Source organism: Oceanococcus sp. HetDA_MAG_MS8 (assembly GCA_019192445.1).
In the GTDB taxonomy this organism is placed as follows: Bacteria; Pseudomonadota; Gammaproteobacteria; order Nevskiales; family Oceanococcaceae; genus MS8.
This window is the reverse complement of the sequence record JAHCMK010000002.1, coordinates 362,904-383,183: the sequence shown is the minus strand read 5'-3', so window position 1 is coordinate 383,183 and position 20,280 is coordinate 362,904. Positions and strand designations below refer to the sequence as shown.

The 20,280-nt window shown below is 59.4% G+C and carries 19 protein-coding genes; 6 read left to right on the top strand and 13 right to left on the bottom strand.

Annotated elements, in window-relative coordinates:
• Nucleotides 1-4: 4 nt before the first annotated feature.
• Nucleotides 5-2,071, top strand: a complete 2,067-nt coding sequence (locus tag KI787_04525) for a PAS domain S-box protein (protein MBV6629202.1) — start codon at nt 5-7, stop codon at nt 2,069-2,071.
• A gap of 64 nt (nt 2,072-2,135) precedes the next feature.
• Here the strand turns inward: KI787_04525 and KI787_04520 are convergent, their stop codons facing one another.
• Genes KI787_04520 through KI787_04500 form a run of 5 tightly spaced genes read right to left on the bottom strand, consistent with a single transcriptional unit; the run spans nt 2,136 to nt 7,778 of the window.
• Entirely contained in the window at nt 2,136-2,570 is a 435-nt protein-coding gene (locus KI787_04520) for a universal stress protein (GenBank protein ID MBV6629201.1), read from the bottom strand.
• Nucleotides 2,571-2,599: 29 nt separating this feature from the next.
• Entirely contained in the window at nt 2,600-3,382 is a 783-nt protein-coding gene (gene rsmA, locus KI787_04515) for a 16S rRNA (adenine(1518)-N(6)/adenine(1519)-N(6))-dimethyltransferase RsmA (protein MBV6629200.1), read from the bottom strand.
• The gene (gene pdxA / locus KI787_04510; GenBank protein ID MBV6629199.1) at nt 3,375-4,373 is read right to left on the bottom strand and encodes a 4-hydroxythreonine-4-phosphate dehydrogenase PdxA; all 999 of its coding nucleotides are present in this window, start codon (nt 4,371-4,373) and stop codon (nt 3,375-3,377) included. The genes rsmA and pdxA overlap by 8 nt, the downstream gene beginning before the upstream one ends.
• 37 nt (nt 4,374-4,410) lie before the next feature.
• A complete protein-coding gene (locus tag KI787_04505; GenBank protein ID MBV6629198.1) occupies nt 4,411-5,700 on the bottom strand; it encodes a peptidylprolyl isomerase in 1,290 nt (429 codons plus the stop codon).
• A gap of 8 nt (nt 5,701-5,708) precedes the next feature.
• On the bottom strand, nt 5,709-7,778 hold the full coding sequence (locus KI787_04500) for an LPS-assembly protein LptD (protein ID MBV6629197.1): 2,070 nt from the start codon (nt 7,776-7,778) through the stop codon (nt 5,709-5,711).
• A gap of 125 nt (nt 7,779-7,903) precedes the next feature.
• Here KI787_04500 and KI787_04495 point away from each other — a divergent pair, with 125 nt between their 5' ends.
• Both KI787_04495 and KI787_04490 read left to right on the top strand, forming a co-directional pair.
• A complete protein-coding gene (locus tag KI787_04495) occupies nt 7,904-8,887 on the top strand; it encodes a phosphotransferase (GenBank protein ID MBV6629196.1) in 984 nt (327 codons plus the stop codon).
• Complete coding sequence (locus tag KI787_04490; protein MBV6629195.1) at nt 8,884-9,582, top strand: nucleotidyltransferase family protein; 699 nt, start codon at nt 8,884-8,886, stop codon at nt 9,580-9,582. Before KI787_04495 ends, KI787_04490 begins: the two co-directional genes overlap by 4 nt.
• Here KI787_04490 and rpiA read toward each other — a convergent pair.
• Together rpiA and KI787_04480 are read right to left on the bottom strand one after the other, a co-directional pair.
• On the bottom strand, nt 9,538-10,200 hold the full coding sequence (gene rpiA / locus KI787_04485; protein MBV6629194.1) for a ribose-5-phosphate isomerase RpiA: 663 nt from the start codon (nt 10,198-10,200) through the stop codon (nt 9,538-9,540). The genes KI787_04490 and rpiA overlap by 45 nt on opposite strands.
• Before the next feature lie 94 nt (nt 10,201-10,294).
• On the bottom strand, nt 10,295-11,008 hold the full coding sequence (locus KI787_04480) for a YggS family pyridoxal phosphate-dependent enzyme (GenBank protein MBV6629193.1): 714 nt from the start codon (nt 11,006-11,008) through the stop codon (nt 10,295-10,297).
• A gap of 24 nt (nt 11,009-11,032) precedes the next feature.
• Between KI787_04480 and KI787_04475 the strand changes: the two genes are divergently transcribed.
• The 3 genes from KI787_04475 (at nt 11,033) to KI787_04465 (ending at nt 14,437) form a co-directional block, all read left to right on the top strand.
• Nucleotides 11,033-12,070, top strand: a complete 1,038-nt coding sequence (locus KI787_04475) for a type IV pilus twitching motility protein PilT (protein MBV6629192.1) — start codon at nt 11,033-11,035, stop codon at nt 12,068-12,070.
• 29 nt (nt 12,071-12,099) lie between these two features.
• A complete protein-coding gene (locus tag KI787_04470) occupies nt 12,100-13,278 on the top strand; it encodes a PilT/PilU family type 4a pilus ATPase (protein MBV6629191.1) in 1,179 nt (392 codons plus the stop codon).
• Nucleotides 13,279-13,378: 100 nt separating this feature from the next.
• Complete coding sequence (locus KI787_04465; protein ID MBV6629190.1) at nt 13,379-14,437, top strand: PilT/PilU family type 4a pilus ATPase; 1,059 nt, start codon at nt 13,379-13,381, stop codon at nt 14,435-14,437.
• Between the two features lie 66 nt (nt 14,438-14,503).
• Here the strand turns inward: KI787_04465 and KI787_04460 are convergent, their stop codons facing one another.
• The 6 genes from KI787_04460 to KI787_04435 all read right to left on the bottom strand — a co-directional run bounded on the left by KI787_04460 (nt 14,504) and on the right by KI787_04435 (nt 20,267).
• Nucleotides 14,504-16,543 carry a methyl-accepting chemotaxis protein gene (locus tag KI787_04460; protein ID MBV6629189.1) on the bottom strand — a complete coding sequence of 680 codons (2,040 nt, stop codon included), beginning with the start codon at nt 16,541-16,543 and terminating at the stop codon, nt 14,504-14,506.
• A gap of 106 nt (nt 16,544-16,649) precedes the next feature.
• Nucleotides 16,650-17,018: a response regulator gene (locus tag KI787_04455; protein ID MBV6629188.1), complete on the bottom strand. Its 369-nt coding sequence runs from the start codon at nt 17,016-17,018 to the stop codon at nt 16,650-16,652.
• A 72-nt stretch (nt 17,019-17,090) separates the two neighbouring features.
• Nucleotides 17,091-18,320, bottom strand: coding sequence for a dihydroorotase (locus KI787_04450; GenBank protein MBV6629187.1), 1,230 nt, complete (start codon nt 18,318-18,320; stop codon nt 17,091-17,093).
• Nucleotides 18,317-19,291, bottom strand: coding sequence for an aspartate carbamoyltransferase catalytic subunit (locus tag KI787_04445; protein ID MBV6629186.1), 975 nt, complete (start codon nt 19,289-19,291; stop codon nt 18,317-18,319). The genes KI787_04450 and KI787_04445 overlap by 4 nt, the downstream gene beginning before the upstream one ends.
• Complete coding sequence (gene ruvX / locus KI787_04440) at nt 19,288-19,710, bottom strand: Holliday junction resolvase RuvX (GenBank protein ID MBV6629185.1); 423 nt, start codon at nt 19,708-19,710, stop codon at nt 19,288-19,290. The genes KI787_04445 and ruvX overlap by 4 nt, the downstream gene beginning before the upstream one ends.
• Nucleotides 19,707-20,267: a YqgE/AlgH family protein gene (locus KI787_04435; protein MBV6629184.1), complete on the bottom strand. Its 561-nt coding sequence runs from the start codon at nt 20,265-20,267 to the stop codon at nt 19,707-19,709. The genes ruvX and KI787_04435 overlap by 4 nt, the downstream gene beginning before the upstream one ends.
• Nucleotides 20,268-20,280: the final 13 nt, after the last annotated feature.

Genomic DNA, 20,280 nt, shown 5'->3' with positions numbered 1-20,280 from the left:
GCGCGTGCTTCTTCCTCGCTTTGCCCTCTTATTCGCCGTCATTCCGGGGTTGCTGACGATCTCCCTGGGCTTGGATGCCCGTTGGCGTGGTCGCGACCTGGGCGAGTTGGAGTTGCAGCGTCAACTGCAAGCCGAAGCGCTCACCCAGCTGAGCACCCAAGATTTGGCTCAACTGGGTGGTCGTTTGAGTCTGCGTGGCTTGGAGATTCGAGATCGAGCCGGGCGGATCCTGGCCGCTTGGCAGCAAGTGCCAGGAGTCTTGCGGGGCTGGTGGGGTCAGCCTCAGCGCTGGGTTGAGCCGCGCAGTGGGGCCGAGGTGCACTATTGGCGGGGAGCCAGTCCCAGTGTGGCTTGGCTCTGGGTTGCTTTAGGTGTGGCATGGAGTGCGTTCATGCTCTTGGCCTGGCATCAACTCGCGAAATGGCGGCCAGCGAGGCTATCCACAGCACCAGCCTGGCTGCCGCCGCAGGCCCCACAGGTGGCACCCACATTCCAGTCCGAGTCGGCGTACCAGGATTTGGACGCTGCGGATCTAGCGATGGTCCATGTGGACGACGATGCGCGGGTGCTGGACGCCAACGCGGTGTTTTGCTCCTGGGTGGGGCGCAATTTGAGCACTCTGCGCGGCCAGCGACTCGAGCAGGTGCTGAGCGTATGTGATGGTCAGGGGCGTCGCGTAGAGTCGCCCTGGGACCAGTTAACCATAGGGCAGCTCAGCCGGGAGGAGTGGGGTTTACCCAGCGCGTCTAAAGTGGTTGCCATGCTGCGGGTGCCCGCCGCAGCGCAGGGCTGGCGCTTGGTTCTGGTAGATGTCAGCTCGCGGCATGGGGCCGCGCAGGAACTGGGCCAACGGAGCGCCTTGTTGGGGCATATTCTGGATGTCTTGCCGGTGGGCGTGCTGGTCACCGATACCGATGGCCGGGTGCGGCTGAGCAATCTCACTGCAGAGCGGCTGTTCGCCTGGGCGCCGGGTGAGCTTGAAGGCGAGGAAATTACCAAGCTGATGCCGGTACCCTTCCTAAACCAGCCCGACATCCAGCTACAGGATTATCGAGGGCAAGGGGCTGAAACCGGAACCGCTTTGCCAAAGGTGGTTGGCTGGCGTAAGGATGCCACCACCTTTCCGGTGAATCTCAAGGTTGAGGATTTGGCTGACCATAGCGGTGGGCTGCTGGTCTTGGTTGAAGATCAGACTGAGGCTCTGCAGACCTTGGCCGCTCAGTCGCGCCTGGGCCGACTGTTTGATCAGACTGCTGAAGAGGTACTGATCCTGGATGCCCGCTCCCTCTACGTGCGTGAGGCAAACCGTGGCGCCCAAGAAAACCTAGGTTATACCTTGGCGCAGCTGCGACGGATGACTCTGTTTCACCTGGCGCCAGAGCTGGACGCTGGTCGAACCGACCCCCAGCTGGCGGCGCTGCGTGGTGGTGAACAGCGTGAGCTCCGTCTCAACACCATGTTCAAGCGGCAAGACCATAGTAGTTATCCAGTCGCTTTGAGCCTCACCTGCTCGCGGGAAGAGGAACCCCCGGTACTGATGCTGCTGGCTCACGATGTCACGGCCTTGCGGGCGGCTGAGAACCGCCTCGCATGGATGACGCGCCATGACAGCTTGTCGCGCCTGCCGAATCGCTCGGCGGCTTTAGAGGAACTGGCGCGGGCGGCTCGAGATCATCAGGACTACTGGGTGGGTTTGGTCAGTATTCTGGACTTGGCCCCCATCAACATCCGCGAGGGCTTTGAGCAAGGGGATGTGGTGATCGCCACAGTGGCCGAAAGACTGGTAGAAATTTTCCCGCAAAGCCGTTTTTGCGCGCGTTGGAGTGGGGCTACCTATATGCTGCTTTTCGATACTCTGCCCCCGGCATTGGATGAGGCCCTGACCACTTTGTCGGCGCCGGTTGAAATTGCCTCAGGCTTGATGAAACCCGAGTTGGCTATGGGGGTTGGCCCACTCCACCAACGTGTCGATATGTGCTTATCGACGGCGAATGCCGCATTGGTGGAAATGATTGCTCAGGGTGGGGGGCTGAAAATCGAGCCACCGAGTCGCCCGGCGGTTGCCGAATAAACCGTAGCGCTCGCCATTGGCTTCAGTCAGCGCTTGCGCTCATTCGCGACACCTTGCGCTCGGGCTAGGCGTCCTCTAAGTGCACAGCGAGCAGGTCACACCGGCTACCGTGGAGGACATCGTCTTCAGAGTGGTTAAACCAGCAGGCCATGCCGTGCCGCTCATGTTTGCCAAGCACGATGAGGTCAATGTTCCAATCCTGTACGCACTGCGCGGCCTCGGTCATGAGGCTGCCCTGCACGACGCGGCGGTGATCTGGTGCCACGCCGGCTTTGGCAGCAGCTTGCTCCATGTGCCGTGTGGCCTGCTCTTCCATTTCATCAGCGACCACTAATGGCGTGGCCAACATAGCATCTTCGGCACCGCTCACAGGGACAAACTCCACCACGCGTAATAGGTACAGCTGCGCTTGAAAGTGGTCTCTAGCCTGCATGGCTCGCTGTAGTACGCGCTCGGCGTCCTGGCCCTGGCCGAGTAAACACAACATTTTGTGGTACATCCGCTTGTCTCCTGGCAATGCCTTGGTGCTCAGCTTTCAGTATATCCAGCTGCATCCACTGCACGCCCTAGGCTCAGCCATTCCTCCAGCTCTAAGACTTCGGCACGGCGCCCCGGATCAATGTCTACCTTGGTCCATGTCTCGGGTCGCACTTGGGCACTGAGCGCCTTACGCAAGGTTTTGCGCCTGGCACCGAAGGCAGCGCGAAGTAAGCCATCCAAAGAGCTTGGCAGTGTGGGTTGCGGCTGCCGCGGCTGCACCCGAACCACCTGTGACTGCACTTTGGGAGCCGGGAAAAATGCATGAGGTGGTACATCCAGCAGTAGTTGCATCTGTGCACGCAATTGAGCTGCCACCGACAGGCGCCCCCAAGCTGCGGTGCCGGGGCGGGCGCATAAGCGCTGCACCACTTCTTTTTGCAACATCAGATGCATATCCGCCACAGCCTCACTGGCGCTCAGTAAATGAAAGAGCAGCGGCGTGGAGATGTTGTAGGGCAAGTTGCCGACGATGCGCAAAGGTTGGGGCTGCAGTGCCTGGAAGTCCAGCTTGAGGGCATCTCCGGCATGCAGCTCACAATGGGAACCCCACCAGGACTGTTGCGGTAACGCGGCGATCAGGTCACGGTCAATCTCCACCACCGAGAGCTTGGCACCACTTCTGGCCAGATGTTCGGTCAAAGCGCCACGCCCAGGCCCAATCTCCACGATGTGCTCGCCTTCGCGGGGCGCTACACCCTCGATGATCCGACTGATGATGCCGCTATTGGTGAGAAAGTTTTGGCCGAAGCGCTTGCGCGGAGGTTTATGCATGGCGTGCCTGTGCACAGAGCATTTGCCACGCCAAGGCCTCGGCGTGCTGCAAGCTTCCGGGGTCGGCAATACCCTGCGCGGCAATATCTAGACCCGTACCGTGATCCACGGAGGTGCGAATAAAGGGCAGCCCTAAGGTGACGTTCACCGATTCGCCAAAACCGGCGTATTTCAGTGTGGGTAAACCTTGGTCGTGGTACATCGCCAGGATGGCGTCATAGTGGGCGCTTTTGCGCGGTGTGAAAATGGTGTCTGCCGGCCAGGGCCCACTGACATCTATGCCCAGAGCCTGAGCATCGCGCAGAGCAGGTTGGATTGTTTCAATCTCCTCATGTCCTAACAGTCCGGCTTCACCGGCATGCGGGTTGAGTCCGCAGACGGCGATCCGCGGCCGGTCGATGGCCCAGCGTTTTTGCAGGTCGCCCTGGAGGATCTCCAAGCAGCGCAGCAGGTCTCCCCGCTGAATGGCCTGAGGCACCTGGGTAAGCGGTAAATGTGTAGTGACCAGCGCCACTTTCAGGCTGGAGCAGGCCAGCATCATGACCACGCGCTCTACGCCCGCGGCTGCTGCCAAGAACTCGGTATGACCGCGAAAATCCGCCGCGACCGACGCCAGTGACGATTTTTGCACCGGACCTGTCACTAAGGCTGCCGCCCTGGTTTTTCCCAGTCTCACCACCGCACGTTGCAACGCCGCCAGCTGCATGGGGGCATGTTCAGTCAGGCACTGACCTGGCACCGCTGGCGTCTTCGTCGGTAGTGGGTCCACAAATAGCTGCCCAGCCGCTGTGGGCTGTGGTTGCTGGGGGCAGTCGTCCAGACGAATGTCTAAGCCGAGCCGCTGAGCGGTTTGTAATAACAGTTGCGGGTCCGTGAGCGCGACCCGGCAACCCGGGCTTGGCTGTTGCGCGAGCTTGAGCAAACACTCCAAGCCAATACCGCCGGGCTCGCCAGGCGTATGCAACAAATAGCCCTGAGCCTGCTCCGACATCGCTATGCTGCGCTCAGGGACATGACTGCGCTAGCCACTAAGCGTTGCCAGGGTCGGTTTGGTACTCCACAAAAGCCTCATCCCGAAGGCGGCGCGCCCAGGATTCAAACTCTTCTCCTACCTTGCGGCGAAAAATGGCTTCGCGGACCTGGGCACGGCGCAAATCGTCACTGCGATCACGTTGGCGCCGGTCCAAGACTTCGGCGATATGCCAGCCGAAGCTAGAGCGAAAGACGGGGCTCAGCTCACCTGGTTCTAAGGCATTGAGCGCCTCAGTAAATGCTGGGTCAAAGGTTGCGGTGGGTTGCCAGCCAAGATTGCCACCCTGATTGACCGAACCTGGATCTTCCGAGTTTTCCCTGGCCAGTTCTTCAAAGTCGGCGCCGTCACGAATTTGTTCGCGGACCTCCTCCAGAGCAAGCCGAGTTTGGGTATCGTCGCGCAATGGGTTGGAGCGCATCAAAATGTGGCGTGCCTTGACCTCGTCCACGAGGGCTTGCTCGTTCACGATGCCGCGCTGGTCATCCAGCCGGAATAAATGCCAGCCGCCAGGGCCAGCCAGAGGTTCGCTGACCTCACCCACAGCCAGCTGCGGTGCTACCTGCGCCACAATGCTGGGGAGTTCGGTGCCTTTACGCCAACCCAACTCTCCGCCATCAATGGCGGTTGACGCTGCTGAATTGGCAATGGCCAAGTCGCGGAAGCTTTTACCCTGAGCATGTTCTTCGCGCAGGCTGCGTGCCCGGGCCAAAGCCTCGGCCCGCTCACTGGGGGCCGCATCGTCGGGGACGTTAATCAAAATGTGGGAGAGCTTGTATTCGGTATTGTCATCGGCCAAGCCCAGGCTCAGCGCAGTTTCCACATCGCGTTCGCTGACCACGACCCGGCTTTCGACCTCTCGGCTGCGCAGGCGATTCAAAATCAGGTCTTCACGAACTTGCCGGCGGAGCTCCAGGTAACTCAAACCCTCATCACGCAGTGCACGAGCGAAGGCGTTCAGGCTGAGGTTGTTGCGCGCTGCTAAGCGTCGCATCGCTTGGTCGAGCTCGTCTTCGGTGACGTCCATGCCGGCTTGCGCGGCACGCTGCAACTGCACGCGGTTGAGGATCATCCGGTCGAGTAACTGTCGCTCGATGTTATCCAGTGGCGGCAGGGGATTGCCTTGAGCCTCGTATTGACGGGCCAAGGTGTCGTAGGTGCTGCGCAACTCGCTGGCCAAAATCACGTCATCGTTGACCTTTGCAACGATGTAATCCACAGGCCGTCCTTCGGCCCACGCCAGGGGCGTGGCACACATCATCAGGACTAGCAAAACTAAACGCATCATGTATTCACTCAAAAGCTCAAGGCTTCGCTGTTAAACAGCTCGCCAAAACCGCGGCCAAAGTTGCCCAGCCCTTGGAAGGCCAGTTGGACAAAGACCCCGGTGTCAAAATTTTCCGCTGAACCATTTACAAAACGGCGCAACCCAACTGTCGCGCCCCAACAACAGCTTTGATACGACAAACCCGCTAAGGTTTCCAGGCTGCGGGATTCGTCGATAGCCCAGGTCCAGCGAGCTGCCCCGGTCCAGCGACCGCCCAATGGCCATACGGCCAAGGCATCGACTTGCTCGAACAGCTCACGCCGGAAACGATACGCCAGTTGCACCCGGCGCTGGCCTTGGCCGATGAAACGGCCGCCGATGTTCAAGGCGTCGAAACGCGACTCCTGGGTATTGTACTGCCCCGAGGCCCGTCCTCGAATCCCGTTGGCAGCATCCATGTCTACCTCGAATAGCCAATCGGAGCTACCAGCCTCGCTGCTGTTGCCCTGTGGCAAGCTGACGCGGCTGTCGCTGAGGCGGAGTTGTAAGCCCAGCCGGAGTCGCGCCCGACGTATTCCGCTCACCGGGTCCAGCAGCATGCTTTCTACGGATGGGATCAGGCTGTTCTCGTCACTAATGCGGTCAATGCCGGAAAAGCGGTTGCCCAAACGTAGCTGGTCCAGAGTGAAGTCGGGCAGGCTGGTGTCAAAGAGCGGTAGTTCGGATTGATCGCGAAAGGGGGTGTAGATGTAATCCAGTCGAGGGCGCAGGGATTGCACTAGCCCACTTTGCAGCCGCCGACGCAAGTCCATTTGTACCCCCGCGCGCACGGTAGGCAGTTCACGATCCTGGGTGGGTGCATCGCTAAGATCGTAGCGGGTGGCGCGCCATGCATATTGAGCGTCAGCCTGCCAACCAGGCCCTTGCTGTTGCCAGCGCAGACGGGCGTTGAGGTCGAGTCGATTCGTGGTTGAGTCGCTACCATCACTGAAGCGCACCATCTCCATCCTGAGTCCAGGCTGGAGCCCGTACCAGGGCTCAGGGCTGAGATAGTCCAGGCTGAGCTCTGGTTCGCGAGCAAACACATTAGAGCTAATGGCGGGGTCCAGAATCTGGAAGTCTAAGGTCCGGGCTCGGGCCCTGACTCCCGGAGCCGGGCGCCAACTTAACTCCACGCGCTGTTCTAAGACATTGGTGGCCGAGTCACCGCCCTCAAGCCCGAGATCGCGGAGGAAATCGATATCACTGACGCGGGCCCAGTCGATCTCAGCTCGACTAGTGCTTCCCAGTCGGGCTCCGAGTTCTGCCTCAACATGGGTGCGGCCCAGCCCATTGCGGCTGTCTTCATCTAGGTGACGAATGTTGAGCTGTGCTTGCCCACGTGACCACAATCCGCGCGCCTGCCCGCCCAGCACCAGGCCGCGCTCACTCAAGTATTCCGGCGCCAATGTCAGGTCGGCCTGTGGATGGAGATTGATGTAGAGCGGCCATCGGGTGAAAAAGCCTGTGGCATCGCTGGTTCCCACTTGCGGGAACAGCAGGCCAGTCTGCCGCTCGGGGCTGACCGGAAATTGAAACCAGGGTAAGTACAACAAAGGGACGCGGAAAAATTTCAGGCGGATATTGCGCGCGGTGCCTCGGCCTTTCTCGCGGTCAATGCGTATTTCCCGGCCTTCAATCGCCCAGGCGGGATCTTCCCCTGCGCAGGTGGAGTAGGCCACATCCTGTAGCTTCAGCCCATTGGGGTCGATGGCCATATGTCCGGCCTCGCCGCGGGCGCCATCGGCTAACAAAAACTGCGTATCCACAAAGTCCACGGCATTGGTGTCCAGCGCAATTTCGGCTTGTGCGGCCTCCACGGCTGCATCCTGACTGCGAAATTGCAGCGGGCTATCAATCCAGGCATACCGGCGTGGATGGTCATAGCGAATGCTCTCGCTACGTAGCTCCTGGTCGGCAAAACGCAGCCGTACACCGCCGTCCAGGAAGGACTCGCCATAAGCATCTAAGTCGGCTCGTCCAGCTTCCAGCCTGAGCGTATCCGCCGAGATGTCAGAGGGGTCCAGAGGGTCGAGCAGGCCACCCGGGGCCGGACACACTTGCGCAGCAGCCGGAGCGCAAACTCCCGCGCATAACACTCCAATTGCGTAAACTGCGGCGGCTTTTCCCAATCTAAACCAAATCCGTGGACGAATCCGACAGCGCGGGCGGACGGATGCAGGCGATGATGCAATGGCTGGCGACGGTACTACCCGATGCGGAAGCGCCTCAGTCGGCCTCCAGCGACGCCAGTTTTCGCCGCTATTTTCGCACGCATTGCCAAAAGCAATCTCATATTGTGATGGATGCGCCTCCAGAGCATGAGGATTGCCAGCCCTTTGTGCATGTTGCGGACTGGATGCAGGCCTTGCAATTGCCCGGCCCCCGAGTTCGTGAGCGGGATCTGCGACAAGGTTTTTTACTGCTTTCGGACCTCGGCCAGCAGACCTTGCTGGATCATATTCAGGCGGCGCATTACCCGCCTCTCAAGGCAGCCGAACTGGCACTGGAGGAGCTTAAGCACTGGCATTTGGCCGACCAGAGGCAGCCGCTTTCGGTGCCGAACTACGCCGACGATATGCTGCGTCGCGAACTGGAGCTTTTCCCGGAATGGTATGTGCGCCAGGCCTGTAAAGCCCCTTGGAGCGCAGAAGATCAGCGGGGTTGGGAGAGGCTTTGTACCTGGCTCATCGAGCACATTCAAAGCCACCCAACCACCTTAGTGCACCGCGATTTTCATAGCCGTAACTTGATGCCGCAGGATGACGGCCGATTGGCGATCATTGACTTTCAGGATGCTGTGCGGGGTTCGCTGTGCTACGACCTGATCTCGATTACCCGCGACTGCTACTGGGATTTGTCTGGCGCAGACTATGCGCAATGTTTGCGCCAGTACCACGCTTTTGCCAGTGCATCAGGCCTGCTTTCAGAGGATTGGCCTTTTACGCGCTTTGCCATGGCGTGTGATTTGATGGCCTTGCAGCGTCACCTCAAGGTGGCCGGGATTTTTGTACGCCTGTATCTGCGCGACGGTAAGGCGGGTTACCTGCAGGATATTCCGCGCACCATGCAGTATGTTCGCCAGGTGTGCCGCCGCCACGCTACCCATTCCGCTGTGGCCTGGTTGCACCAAAGCCTGCCGCTGTGGACTCCACGGCTTAGCTTATGAGGATCATGGTGCTGGCTGCTGGTCGCGGCTCCAGGTTGGCGCCGCTGACCGATGTCTGCCCCAAGCCCTTGCTGGATGTCGGCGGCTGTAGCCTGCTGCAGCGGGTATTGCTGCAAGCGCAGGCTGCCGATTTTTCTGCAGCGGTGATCAACGTCTCCTGGCTGGGAGAGCAGATTCGCCAAGCCGTCGCAGATTGGCCCTTGGCCATGCCTGTGGAGTTTAGCCTGGAGCTGGAACAGCGATTGGAGACCGGCGGAGGCATCCGCCAGGCTTTGCCATTGTTGGGCGATGGATTATTTGCAGTGGTTAACGCGGATGTACTGACTGACTTTGCGTTGCAGCGCTTAATCCAATCTGCCGGCAACTGGAAGGAAGGTGACTTGGCCCATCTGGTCTTAGTGCCCAACCCCGCCCATCATCCTCAAGGAGATTTTGGATTGACCGATGGGCGCGTCAGCAACCAGCGTGATTACACCTTTGCCGGCATGAGCGTGTTACATCCGTCTTTGTTTGCAAATGCCCCTGAAGAGAAGGCCTTCGCACTGGCGCCTTTGCTTCGCGAGGCTATTGACGCTGGACGGGTCAGCGGGGAGCTGCACACTGGCTACTGGAATGATGTGGGCACTCCGCAGCGGCTGGACGCCGCGCGCTTAGCGGTCGCGTCGCTCCACTCCCTGATCTCCAGCCACCAATAAAACATCGGCAGGGCGTGCGGCGAACAGGCCGCAGCTGATGACTCCGGTGATTTGATTGATTTCGCGCTCTAGTGCCAAGGGGTCAGAGATGCGCAGGCCGCGCAGGTCGATAATGAGTCCCCCATTATCGGTGACCACGCCTTCCCGCCACTCGGGCAAACCGCCCAGCCCCACCAAAGCTCGGCCCACTAAGGAGCGTGCCATCGGCAGCACCTCGACGGGCACGCCAAAATCCCCGAGCACTGGCACGCATTTGCTTTGGTCGACGATGCACACAAAGCGGTCGCTCGCAGCGGCAACAATTTTTTCGCGGGTTAATGCACCCCCGCCGCCCTTGATCAGGCGCCGGTGAGGGTCGCATTCGTCGGCTCCATCGACATAGAGGGGGATGGGCCCCACGCTGTTGAGGTCGAATACCTCGATGCCGGCCTCACGTAGCTTTTTGGTGGAGGCTTCCGAGCTACTCACGGCGCCCTCAATACGACCCTTTAGCTTGGCCAAGCCCTCAATGAAGTAATTCACGGTGGAGCCGGTGCCAACGCCCACAACCATATCGCTTTCTACATATTCCAGTGCCGCCTCGGCGGCAGCTTGTTTGCGTTGGTCTTGAGTAGTCATCGAATGCGTGGGCAGAGCAGTAAACGAGGGCACCTATTGTTACAGAGATTGCCAGCCATGGGAGCGTGTGGGCGGCATTGTCGAAGACACAAGCTCAGGCAGCCTCAGGGCGAGGACCGAAAAGCGCAGTGCCAATACGCACCATAGTGCTGCCCGCAGCAATGGCGGCCTCTAAATCTCCTGACATGCCCATGGACAGGGTGTCGCAGGTGCCAGGTAGCTGCTGCAGCAGCTTCTCCACCTTGGCGAATTGCTGTTGCTGTATGGCTGGGTCGGTTTGTGGTGGGGGCAGCGTCATCAGTCCGCGTAAACGCAGGCCGGGAAGGTCCTGAATAGCTTGGGCAAGAGCGATGGCCTCAGTGGCGTCCAGCCCGCTTTTGCTCGCCTCGCCTTCCAGATTCACCTGAATACACACCTGTAAAGGCGCCATGTCCGAAGGTCTTTGTGCTGACAGACGCTGGGCAATCTTGAGGCCGCAAAGCGTATGGCACCAGGCGAAGTGTTCGGCGACAGCTCGGGTTTTGTTGCTCTGCAGTGGCCCGATGTGATGCCAAACCACATCATTGGGTAGCTCGGGCATCTTGCTTAAAGCTTCCTGCACATAATTTTCGCCAAAATCGCGCTGGCCTAGCTGATAGTGAGCGCGAATGGCGCTGACCGGCTGCTTTTTACTCACTGCTAGCAAGGTGACGCTATCAAGGCTGCGCTTGGCAGCCGCGCAGGCTGCTGCTATTTGCTCAAGCACGGCATGCCGCTTGCTGGCATGCTCTGCAGTCGCTAGCGTTGCGTTGCTGTTCTGGCTCAACATCTTGCTACGGAGACCTTTGAATTCATGGATATTGCGCAATTATTAACTTTCGGCGTTAAGCAAGGGGCCTCAGACCTGCACTTGTCTGCCGGTGTTGAGCCCATGATTCGCGTGGACGGGGACATGCGTCGCATTAACTTGCCGGTGCTGGAGCATAAAGAAGTGCATGACATGCTCTACGACATCATGAATGACCGGCAGCGAAAGGCTTATGACGAGCATTTTGAAACGGACTTCTCTTTTGAAATTCCAGGAGTGGCACGGTTCCGGGTCAACGCCTTTAACCAAAACCGGGGTGCTGGCGGCGTATTCCGCACCATTCCCTCCAAGATTTTGACTTTGGAGGAGCTCAACGCGCCCAAAATCTTTGAGCAAATCGCGAACACCCCGCGCGGCATCGTGCTGGTCACAGGTCCTACCGGGTCGGGTAAGTCGACCACCTTGGCGGCCATGATCAACTACGTGAACGAAAACCACTATGCCCATGTGCTCACGGTGGAAGACCCCATCGAATTTGTGCACACCAGCAAGCGCTGTTTGATCAACCAGCGTGAGGTCCACCGCGACACACTCGGTTTTAATGAGGCTTTGCGGAGTGCTTTGCGGGAAGATCCGGACGTCATCCTGGTGGGTGAGATGCGCGACCTGGAAACCATCCGCCTCGCATTATCTGCGGCGGAAACCGGACATTTGGTTTTTGGCACCCTACACACGTCTAGCGCTGCCAAAACCATCGACCGTGTGGTGGACGTGTTCCCCGCCGCTGAAAAAGAAATGGTCCGCTCCATGCTCTCGGAGTCCTTGCGCGCCGTCATCTCCCAAACCTTGTTGAAAAAGGTGGGCGGCGGACGCGTCGCAGCGCATGAAATCATGCTCGGCAACCCGGCCATCCGAAACCTGATTCGCGAGAACAAAGTGGCGCAGATGTACTCGGCCATTCAAACCGGGCAGCGCGATGGAATGCAAACCTTGGATCAAAACCTGCAAGACCTTGTTCGGCGCGGCGTAGTCACCAAAGACATGGCCCGCCTCAAAGCGGCCAACAAGGCCGATTTCCTTTAATCTGAAAGCCGTTGCTTTAGGGGCCTGTAATGCAAAGAGAAGCCGCTATCCGTCTGATTCAGCAGTTGCTGAAGGTGATGAAGGATCGCAACGCCTCGGATTTGTTCATTACCAAGGGCTTTCCGCCGGCCATGAAAATCGACGGGCAAATGACGCCGGTGATGGACAAGGCCTTGAGCGCAGAACAAACCGCGGCCTTGGTTCGTGGTCTGATGAACGACCGCCAGCTCAAAACCTTTGAAGAGTCTAACGAATGCAACTTCGCCATCTCTCCAGAGGGCGTGGGCCGCTTTCGTGTGAATGCCTTCGTACAGCAGGGCTACGCTGGCGCTGTACTGCGCACCATTGAGACCGAGATACCCGACTTCAACAAACTGCAGCTCCCTGCGGTTTTGGGTCAGGTTGTGATGGAAAAGCGGGGTCTGATCCTCATGGTGGGCGGGACCGGCTCGGGGAAGTCCACCTCCTTGGCTGCGATGTTGGGCCTGCGTAATAAGCAAAGCCGCGGGCACATCATCACCATTGAAGATCCGGTGGAGTATGTGCACCCGCATGACGGTTGTATCGTCACCCAACGGGAAGTGGGAGTGGATACCGAGTCCTGGGATGCGGCGCTCAAAAACACGCTGAGACAAGCCCCAGATGTGATCCTTATCGGGGAAATTCGCAGCAAAGAAACCATGGAGCACGCGATTAATTTTGCCGAGACTGGGCACCTGACGTTGGCCACCTTGCACGCCAACAGCTCCAACCAAGCTTTGGATCGGATTATCAATTTCTTCTCCGAAGAAAAGCGTGAGCAGTTGCTCATGGACCTGTCATTGAACCTTAAGTCCATCATTTCTCAGCGCTTGTTGCGTCGTGAAGATGGTGGCCGAGTCGCGGCAGTGGAGGTGCTGCTGAACTCGCCACTGGTCTCCGACCTCATTTTTAAAGGCGAGGTTGGCAAGATTAAGGAGGTGATGACTCGCTCCGCCGAGCAGGGCATGCAGACCTTCGACATGGCGCTATTCAGGCTTTTCGAGGAGGGCAAGATCTCCTATGAAGAGGCCATGCGGAATGCGGACTCCAAAAATGAGTTGCGGCTGCGTATCAAGCTGGAATCCCAGCGCGCATCGTCCAGCATGCATGATGATGAAACAGTTGGGAAAATGGCTTTACTTGATGATGACGACGCTTACGGTGGCAGTCAGCGCCGGGCACCTTAAGCGACTAGTGAGGAATAGGGCCACCGTGAGTCTGCCGCGGCTTGGTTGCAAGCAGCCGTCGATGCAATGGGGCCTGGGCCGCCAACGGGGCGTATAAACCATGCAAAAAATACTGCCTTATCTACGCTTGGCCTTGGAGAAAGAGGCCTCCGACATCTACTTCACCGTGGACGCGCCGGCCCAGATCAAAGTGCACGGAAATTTCTTCGCCGTGGGGAAAACAGCATTCACCGCCAGCACCCTGCGCGAGCTGATTTATTCCGTACTCACCGACGACCAACAAACAGAGCTGGAGCGTGAGCGCGAGCTGGACTTCGCTACCGAGGCCGGCGGTCTGGGCCGCTTTAGGGTGAACGTGTTTTTCCAGCGCGGCGAAGTGGCCATGGTAATGCGCCTGGTCAACTCAGAGGTGCCGCAGCTAGAGGAGCTGGGCTTGCCCAAGGTGTTGTCGGAATTGGTGCTCAACAAGCGGGGCTTGTTGTTACTGGTGGGGGCAACTGGCAGCGGGAAAAGCACGACTCTGGCGTCCATGATTCGCCACCGCAACGAAAATGCCCACGGTCATATCCTGACCATTGAAGACCCCATCGAGTATTTACACCCCAATCTGCGTTCTATCGTGAACCAGCGTGAGCTGGGCAGTGACACGCTGTCCTATGCGCGCGCTTTGCGCAGCGCCTTGCGGGAAGCTCCGGACGTCATCTTGATTGGGGAAATTCGCGACCGCTCGACCATGGAGTCGGCCATCCAGCTCGCGGGAACCGGGCACCTGTGCCTGTCCACCCTCCATGCCAATAATGCCTATCAGGCGCTACAGCGGATCATCAACCTGTTTCCGCATGACATGCGCGCTCAGCTGTATTTAGACCTGTCTATCAACCTGCGTGGGATTGCCTCGCAACGACTGGTCAGAACAGAGGATGGCAAACGTTGTGCTGCGATTGAGGTCATGCTGAATACGCCTTTTATTGCCGACCTCATCAGCAAGGGTAAGGTGGATGAGGTGCGCGAGGCCATGGCACAAAGCTCCGACGGCAAAATGCAGACCTTTGACGATTCCTTGTTGGCCTTATTCCGCGAGGGGCGTATTAGCAAAGAAGAAGCCCTTGCCAACGCCGACTCCCCCGCGAACCTCGAAACGCGTATTGCCTTCGGCTAAGGCTCTGGGAACCCCTCAAGAGGGGCGCGCCCAGAACATCGGTGAAGCAACACTCAGAGGGAGTGTTTAGGCCGCGTCGCGCCTATCGTCGTCCTCGGCTACCGCCGAATCGTCGACCACTTCCGCATGACCCTCCAGGGCCTCGGGCAGGCGGAAGCCAGCGACGGACTCACGGAGCTGCTCGGCCAATTGGCTGAGCTCTCGCGTACCACGCGCCGTTTCTCCTGCGGTGTTGCTGGTTTGCGTGGCCAAGCTGGCCACCACCTCAATCTCGCTGTTAATGGTCTGGGTAGAAGCCAGCTGTCGGCTGGTTTCAGAGGTGATCCGCTGCACCAGCGCTTCCAGGTCGTGAGCGAAGGCCTCCACTTTTTCCAGGGCCTGTCCCGCCTCTTCGGCCGAGCTTGCACCGAGCACCACGTTATTCGTGGACCGCTCCATGGAGATGATGGCCTCATTGGTGTCGGCCTGAATGGTCTTCACTAGACCCTCAATCTGCCGGGTAGCATCCGCAGCGCGCTCCGCCAAACGTTGCACCTCGTCGGCCACCACCGCGAACCCGCGGCCGGCTTCGCCCGCCATGGCCGCTTGAATGGCGGCGTTCAGAGCGAGGGTGTTGGTTTGCTCCGCAATATCATTAATGAATTCGATGATATTGCCGATCTCTTGGGATGATTCACCCAGACGCTTAATGCGCTTGGAGGTGTCCTGAATCTGTTCACGCAGAGCTTCCATGCTGTCGATGGAGCGGCGCACGGTTTCACCACCGCTCTTTGCGGTTTGCAAAGAGAGCTCGGATTGCTGGGCCAAGGTTTGGGCTTCGCTGGCCATGTCCTGCACCCCCACGTTCAATGCCTCAATGGAGCTGGCCGCGGCGTTAACCCGTTCGGTCTGCTCGGCGGCGGCGCTGTTCAAAGAGTCTGAGCGCTCTAGCGTTGTGGAGGCTGCCTGCGAGACCTGCTGCGCCGAACTCTGAATGGTGCCCACCAGATTGCGCAAGGTTTCGATAGTGAAGTTAATGGAGTCAGCGATGGCGCCGGTGAAGTCTTCGGTCACCGTCGCGTTCAGAGTGAGATCGCCATCGGCCAAGTCAGAAATTTCATCCAACAAGCGCAAAATAGCTTCCTGCTGCGCTTTTTCCGAACGCTCCGCCAACACTGAGCGGCGTCTGGCGCTCACGAGGAACAGCACCACGAATAAGGCCAACAAGCCCACTGTGGCCGCGCCCAAGTAATAAATTGCCATGGGCGGAACAGGCCGCGCGTTGGCATAGGCTGTGAGCTCGTCTTCTAGAGCAATGGCCGCACTGGTCACAGCTGTTCCCAGCTGGGCCAAGGAGGCTGCAGCCGCCTGCGTCTCTGCCAAGCGAGGGGCTTGGCGTAACAAGCCAGAGAGCAGCTGCTCCAACTTGGCCATCGACTGCGGCAGCTCACCGCTAGTAGAGGCGCCGGTTCGCTCCAGTTCACTGAGAAGCTCGCGCAGGGTGCCATTCATCTCTCGAATGGTGACATCGGCATCGCGGCCAGCGCCGAGAATGCGTAGGGCATCAGCGCGCAAAGACTCGAGCCCGACTTGGACTCGGGAGTAGGCAAGTAGCCGCCCCGTGTTCTGACTAGATTGGCGGAGCTCGGCCTGTGCGTCGCGGGCCTGTTCCTGAGCCGAGGCGGCGGTTTTGCGGAGCTCGAAAATACTGCGCTCGGCCAAGTTGAACATGCCGCGGGCATCCAGAATCTGGTTGATGCTGTCATCCAGCGGATACCAGGCGTCATTCAGAGTTTGCAGCAGCGGCTGTGTGCTTTCCGGAACCGGTGGCAGTTCAATCAGCTCATCGCCGTTTTCCAACAGGAAAAGATTATCCAGGGCGTTGGCCTGAGCACCTTCCAAGGCCCGAAAGTCTGGAATGAGGCCACGCGAGGCGTTATCACCGATCTGGCCCAAAGCCTGAACCTGGTTTTGCAGGTTGCGCGTCAGGTTCTGCCACTCGCGATCTTCCGCGGCCGCTTTTTCCAAGTAAAAATATGAGCCTAATGTGGCGGCCAAGGCCAGTGCGGCCAGGACCAGCAAAACCAGCTCACGCCGGCTTCCGACCTTCTTGTTCGCAGCTGCCATGTTGTCCTCGTATCCCCTGAAGAGAGGTCTGCGCAGCCTGGACGCATCTCCTCATTCAGGCTGCAAAAGCGGTGCTCCGCTGGCTCTCCGGCCAGCTTACGCGATGTTAAGCGTTACGCAAGGCGGCGCGTAAGCGCTCGGATAAGTCGGCTGGCTTGAAGGGCTTAACGATGTAGTCGCTAGCCCCTTGGCGCTTTGCCCAGAGCTTGTCGGTGTCCTGCGACTTGCTCGAGCAAACAATAATCGGTACGTCCTTGGTGGCCGGGTCTCGGGTCAAGGTTCGGGTAGCCTGAAAGCCGTTCATCCCAGGCATGACCACGTCCATCACGATCACATCTGGTTTTTGGGCTTTGGCTTTAGCTATGGCGTCGTCTCCGGAGGTGGCTTCCATAATTTGGTAGCCCTCGCTCTCCAGGTGCTGGCGCAGTCGCAGCAACTCGGTGGGCGAGTCATCAACGATCAATACGCGAGGCATGTGTGCTCCCTACAGGTGGTCCTTCCCGCCGCAGGTCCCGCGGCCGGACTCGAGTGTACCCGGCGCGCGGGCTTATTGCGAAAAAATTTGTAATTCATCGTCGATGATGACCCCTAGGCAGCGTCCCTGCAACGGCAGTTCGGCGTAAGGGCTATTGCGGGTTGCGCTGAACCACTCACGGCTTTGTCCGCCCGGGGGGCGATACTCTGGAGCAAACAAAAGCTGCATATGGGTTGGCACGCCAGCGATGTCTGCGGGGTTCAAACTGGCGGCACGCAGGCGTGTGGCCAGGTCGAGTTCGCCGAGCTCAGGCGCATGCCAGAGCAAGCTTAAGAAGCTGTCGAAGCTGCTGTGCCCCTTGGGAGTGCTCGCTAGGGGTTGTTGATATTGATCTGCAGGCTGCGGGCGGTGATCCGAGCAGATGGCATCAATGGTTCCATCGGCGAGGCCTTCAAGCAGTGCCTGACGGTCAGGCTCAGAGCGCAGGGGCGGCTCCAAAAGCCCACGGTTTCCAAAACCCTCTAAAGCCGCGCTTGTCAGTAACAGGTGAGCCAAGCTCACATCCGCTGTCAGTGGGAGGCCGCGGCTTTTCGCCCAGCGTACCCAGGCTACACCGGCCGCACTGGATAGTCGGGCCACGTGCAGGGGGCATCCAGTGTCTTCCACTAAGGACAACAAAATGCCCAGCGCTGCAGTTTCCGCGGCAACTGGAATGCCCGCCAACCCGTAGGCACTGGCCTCCGGGCTTTGCGCAACGATACCTTGGTCCAGGCCTGGTAACACCGGACGCAAGTGCACCCGCATGTTCAGGCCAGCTGCATAGCGCAAGGCGTTGCGTAGGACGGCGACTTCGGGCAGAGGACGCAGGCCTTGGCTGAGGCCATTCACGCCACTGCGGCGCAAACTGTCCATGTTGCTCAGCGATTGCCCCTGCAGACCATCGGTCAGTGCCCCTAATAAGCGGAGTTCGGCACCATTGGCGCCTGCAGCGCGCCGTTCAATCCACTCGATGACGGCGCCCTGGTCCACGACAGGTTGGCAGTCCGGGTTGAGGAGTACCGTTTGAAAGCCGCCGCGGCGGGCAGCACGGAGTTCGCTGGCAATACTGGCGGGGTGTGGTGGTCCGGGCTCGCCGAGATTGCAGCTCAGGTCCACCAGGCCTGGGACTAACACAAGGTCTGCCGGTGAGAACTCGCTAGGCCAGCTCTGTCCGGACGCCAGTTTGACTTGGCTCCAGTCCGGTGCGGCGTGTTCGGGCAGGCCCAGCTGCAGTCCTGACCAATCCCTAGGTAGGCCGCTCATGCTGATGCTCCGAGGATTTCTTCCATCACCGCCATGCGCACCAACACGCCGTTGCGGACCTGTTCTAGGATCAGCGAACGCTCACCGTCAGCCACACTGGATGAAATTTCTACTCCACGGTTGATCGGGCCCGGGTGCAATACCCAGGCGCCGGGCTGCGCCAAATCCAGTCGTGCTGGCGTCAGCCCATAACGCGTATAAAACTCGCTCGCGCCCGGGAGTAAGGGGCCGCGCATGCGTTCTTTTTGCAGGCGCAACGCAACAACCGCGTGGCTGCCGGGCAAGCAGGCATCCAGGTCGGAGCTCATGCGTATGGCGGGGTCTTGCGGGGCTTCGGGGAGCAAGGTGGGCGGAGCCACTAGACGGATGTCCATGCAGCCTAAAATGCGTAAGGCGCGCACCAAAGAGCGAGCAACGCGCGAGTGCAAAATATCACCCACGATGGTGATGCTGGACGCGCCAAAATCAAAACCATGCTGCCATAGCGTGAAAGTGTCGAGTAAGGCCTGAGTGGGGTGTGCATGCCAGCCGTCGCCGGCGTTCAGAACGCTAGCCCGTCCACCCAGTGCCTGGGCCACGCAGCTAGCCGCCCCACTATCGCCGTGGCGCACCACGAACAGGTCCATGTCCATGGCTTCCAAGGTGAGCAGCGTGTCGCGCAGGGTCTCGCCTTTTTTGGTGGAGCTGGTGCGAACGTCCAAGTTCAGCACGGTAGCGTCGAGGCGGCGTGCTGCTAGTTCAAAGGCGGAGCGAGTACGGGTGCTGTCCTCGAAAAACAGCGTGCCTACGGTGCGCCCGCGCAGACTCAGATTGCCGCGAATCTGGTCGGGAGCATGGAGATAAGCTTGAGCGCGTTGAAAGAGTTGCTGCATCCAGGCCGCATCGACCCCGCGCAGATCAAGCAAATGGCGCAGACGTCCGTTGGCGTCGCGCTCGGCGACAGGGCTGCGCGTATCCAGAGCTGGGTTCATCGACCGTCGGTGTAAAACTGTTGCAAAAGGGCCGCGGCGGCAAGGCTGTCTTCGTCACCTGGGCGCACCCGGTTTGATTTCAAGCCGGCTGCGCGGGCGTCTCTGAGTTCGCCAGCCGCCGACCGCGAACTCAAGCTTTCATCCACCCAGTGTACAGGCAGTGCATAGCGTTGCTGTAACTCTAGTGCAAAGCGGCGAATAGCAGAGAGTAAGGCCTCATTACCCGCCGATTGTGGCGGCATGCCGACGATGAATTCGGCAGGTTGCCACTCACGAACCACACGGCTGACGGCGTCCCATCCCGCTTTGTCTCGCGGAGGCGGGAGCATGGGCAAAGCCCTCGCCGTGCCAGTGAGGCTATTCCCAACGGCAACGCCAACGCGGGCTAGACCGTAGTCAAAGCCCAGTGTGACTCTCATGCGTGGCCAATATGAGGGTCGAGGTTGACCGCATTGACGCCCAATTTTCCCGTCGCCCGTGACCAGCGCAGCTCGATGTCGGTGTCGAAGACAATGCTTTCGTCGACGGCTGTGGACAGCCAAGCATTTTCTCCCATCTCCCGTTCCAATTGACCGCTATCCCAGCCGGCATAGCCCAGCGTGACCAAAAACTGCCTAGGCCCTTCGCCGCGCCCAATGGCCGCCAGAATGTCGCGTGAGCTGGTGAGGCTTAATGAATCACTGAGGGCCACAGTCGACTCCCAGCGGCTGGCGTCGCGGTGGAGTACAAAGCCGCGCTCCGTACTGACCGGGCCACCCCAATACACGGGAATCTCCAAGCCATCGATGGCCTGATGATCGAGCTCCAAGTGATCGAGCATGTCGCTCAGGCTCAGCTCTAGGGTGCGGTTGATCACCAGTCCCAGAGCACCTTCGTCGTTGTGTTCGCAAAGTAGGGTCACGGTGCGCTCAAAAGGCGTATCCGCCAAGTTGGGCAGGGCGATGAGGAGGTTGTTGCGCAGGGCCATGTTTGACATGAAAACAGTATCC

Coding starts and splice junctions, on each gene's coding strand:
- pdxA (MBV6629199.1), bottom strand. CDS start 4,373: ATGTCGGAGCAGGCTCAGGGCTATTTGTTGCATACGCCTGGCGAGCCC.
- KI787_04495 (MBV6629196.1), top strand. CDS start 7,904: ATGATGCAATGGCTGGCGACGGTACTACCCGATGCGGAAGCGCCTCAG.
- KI787_04465 (MBV6629190.1), top strand. CDS start 13,379: ATGCAAAAAATACTGCCTTATCTACGCTTGGCCTTGGAGAAAGAGGCC.
- KI787_04435 (MBV6629184.1), bottom strand. CDS start 20,267: ATGTCAAACATGGCCCTGCGCAACAACCTCCTCATCGCCCTGCCCAAC.
- rpiA (MBV6629194.1), bottom strand. CDS start 10,200: ATGACTACTCAAGACCAACGCAAACAAGCTGCCGCCGAGGCGGCACTG.
- KI787_04455 (MBV6629188.1), bottom strand. CDS start 17,018: ATGCCTCGCGTATTGATCGTTGATGACTCGCCCACCGAGTTGCTGCGA.
- KI787_04480 (MBV6629193.1), bottom strand. CDS start 11,008: ATGTTGAGCCAGAACAGCAACGCAACGCTAGCGACTGCAGAGCATGCC.
- rsmA (MBV6629200.1), bottom strand. CDS start 3,382: ATGCATAAACCTCCGCGCAAGCGCTTCGGCCAAAACTTTCTCACCAAT.
- KI787_04470 (MBV6629191.1), top strand. CDS start 12,100: ATGCAAAGAGAAGCCGCTATCCGTCTGATTCAGCAGTTGCTGAAGGTG.
- KI787_04475 (MBV6629192.1), top strand. CDS start 11,033: ATGGATATTGCGCAATTATTAACTTTCGGCGTTAAGCAAGGGGCCTCA.
- KI787_04450 (MBV6629187.1), bottom strand. CDS start 18,320: ATGAGCGGCCTACCTAGGGATTGGTCAGGACTGCAGCTGGGCCTGCCC.
- KI787_04460 (MBV6629189.1), bottom strand. CDS start 16,543: ATGGCAGCTGCGAACAAGAAGGTCGGAAGCCGGCGTGAGCTGGTTTTG.
- KI787_04520 (MBV6629201.1), bottom strand. CDS start 2,570: ATGTACCACAAAATGTTGTGTTTACTCGGCCAGGGCCAGGACGCCGAG.
- KI787_04445 (MBV6629186.1), bottom strand. CDS start 19,291: ATGAACCCAGCTCTGGATACGCGCAGCCCTGTCGCCGAGCGCGACGCC.
- ruvX (MBV6629185.1), bottom strand. CDS start 19,710: ATGAGAGTCACACTGGGCTTTGACTACGGTCTAGCCCGCGTTGGCGTT.
- KI787_04505 (MBV6629198.1), bottom strand. CDS start 5,700: ATGATGCGTTTAGTTTTGCTAGTCCTGATGATGTGTGCCACGCCCCTG.
- KI787_04490 (MBV6629195.1), top strand. CDS start 8,884: ATGAGGATCATGGTGCTGGCTGCTGGTCGCGGCTCCAGGTTGGCGCCG.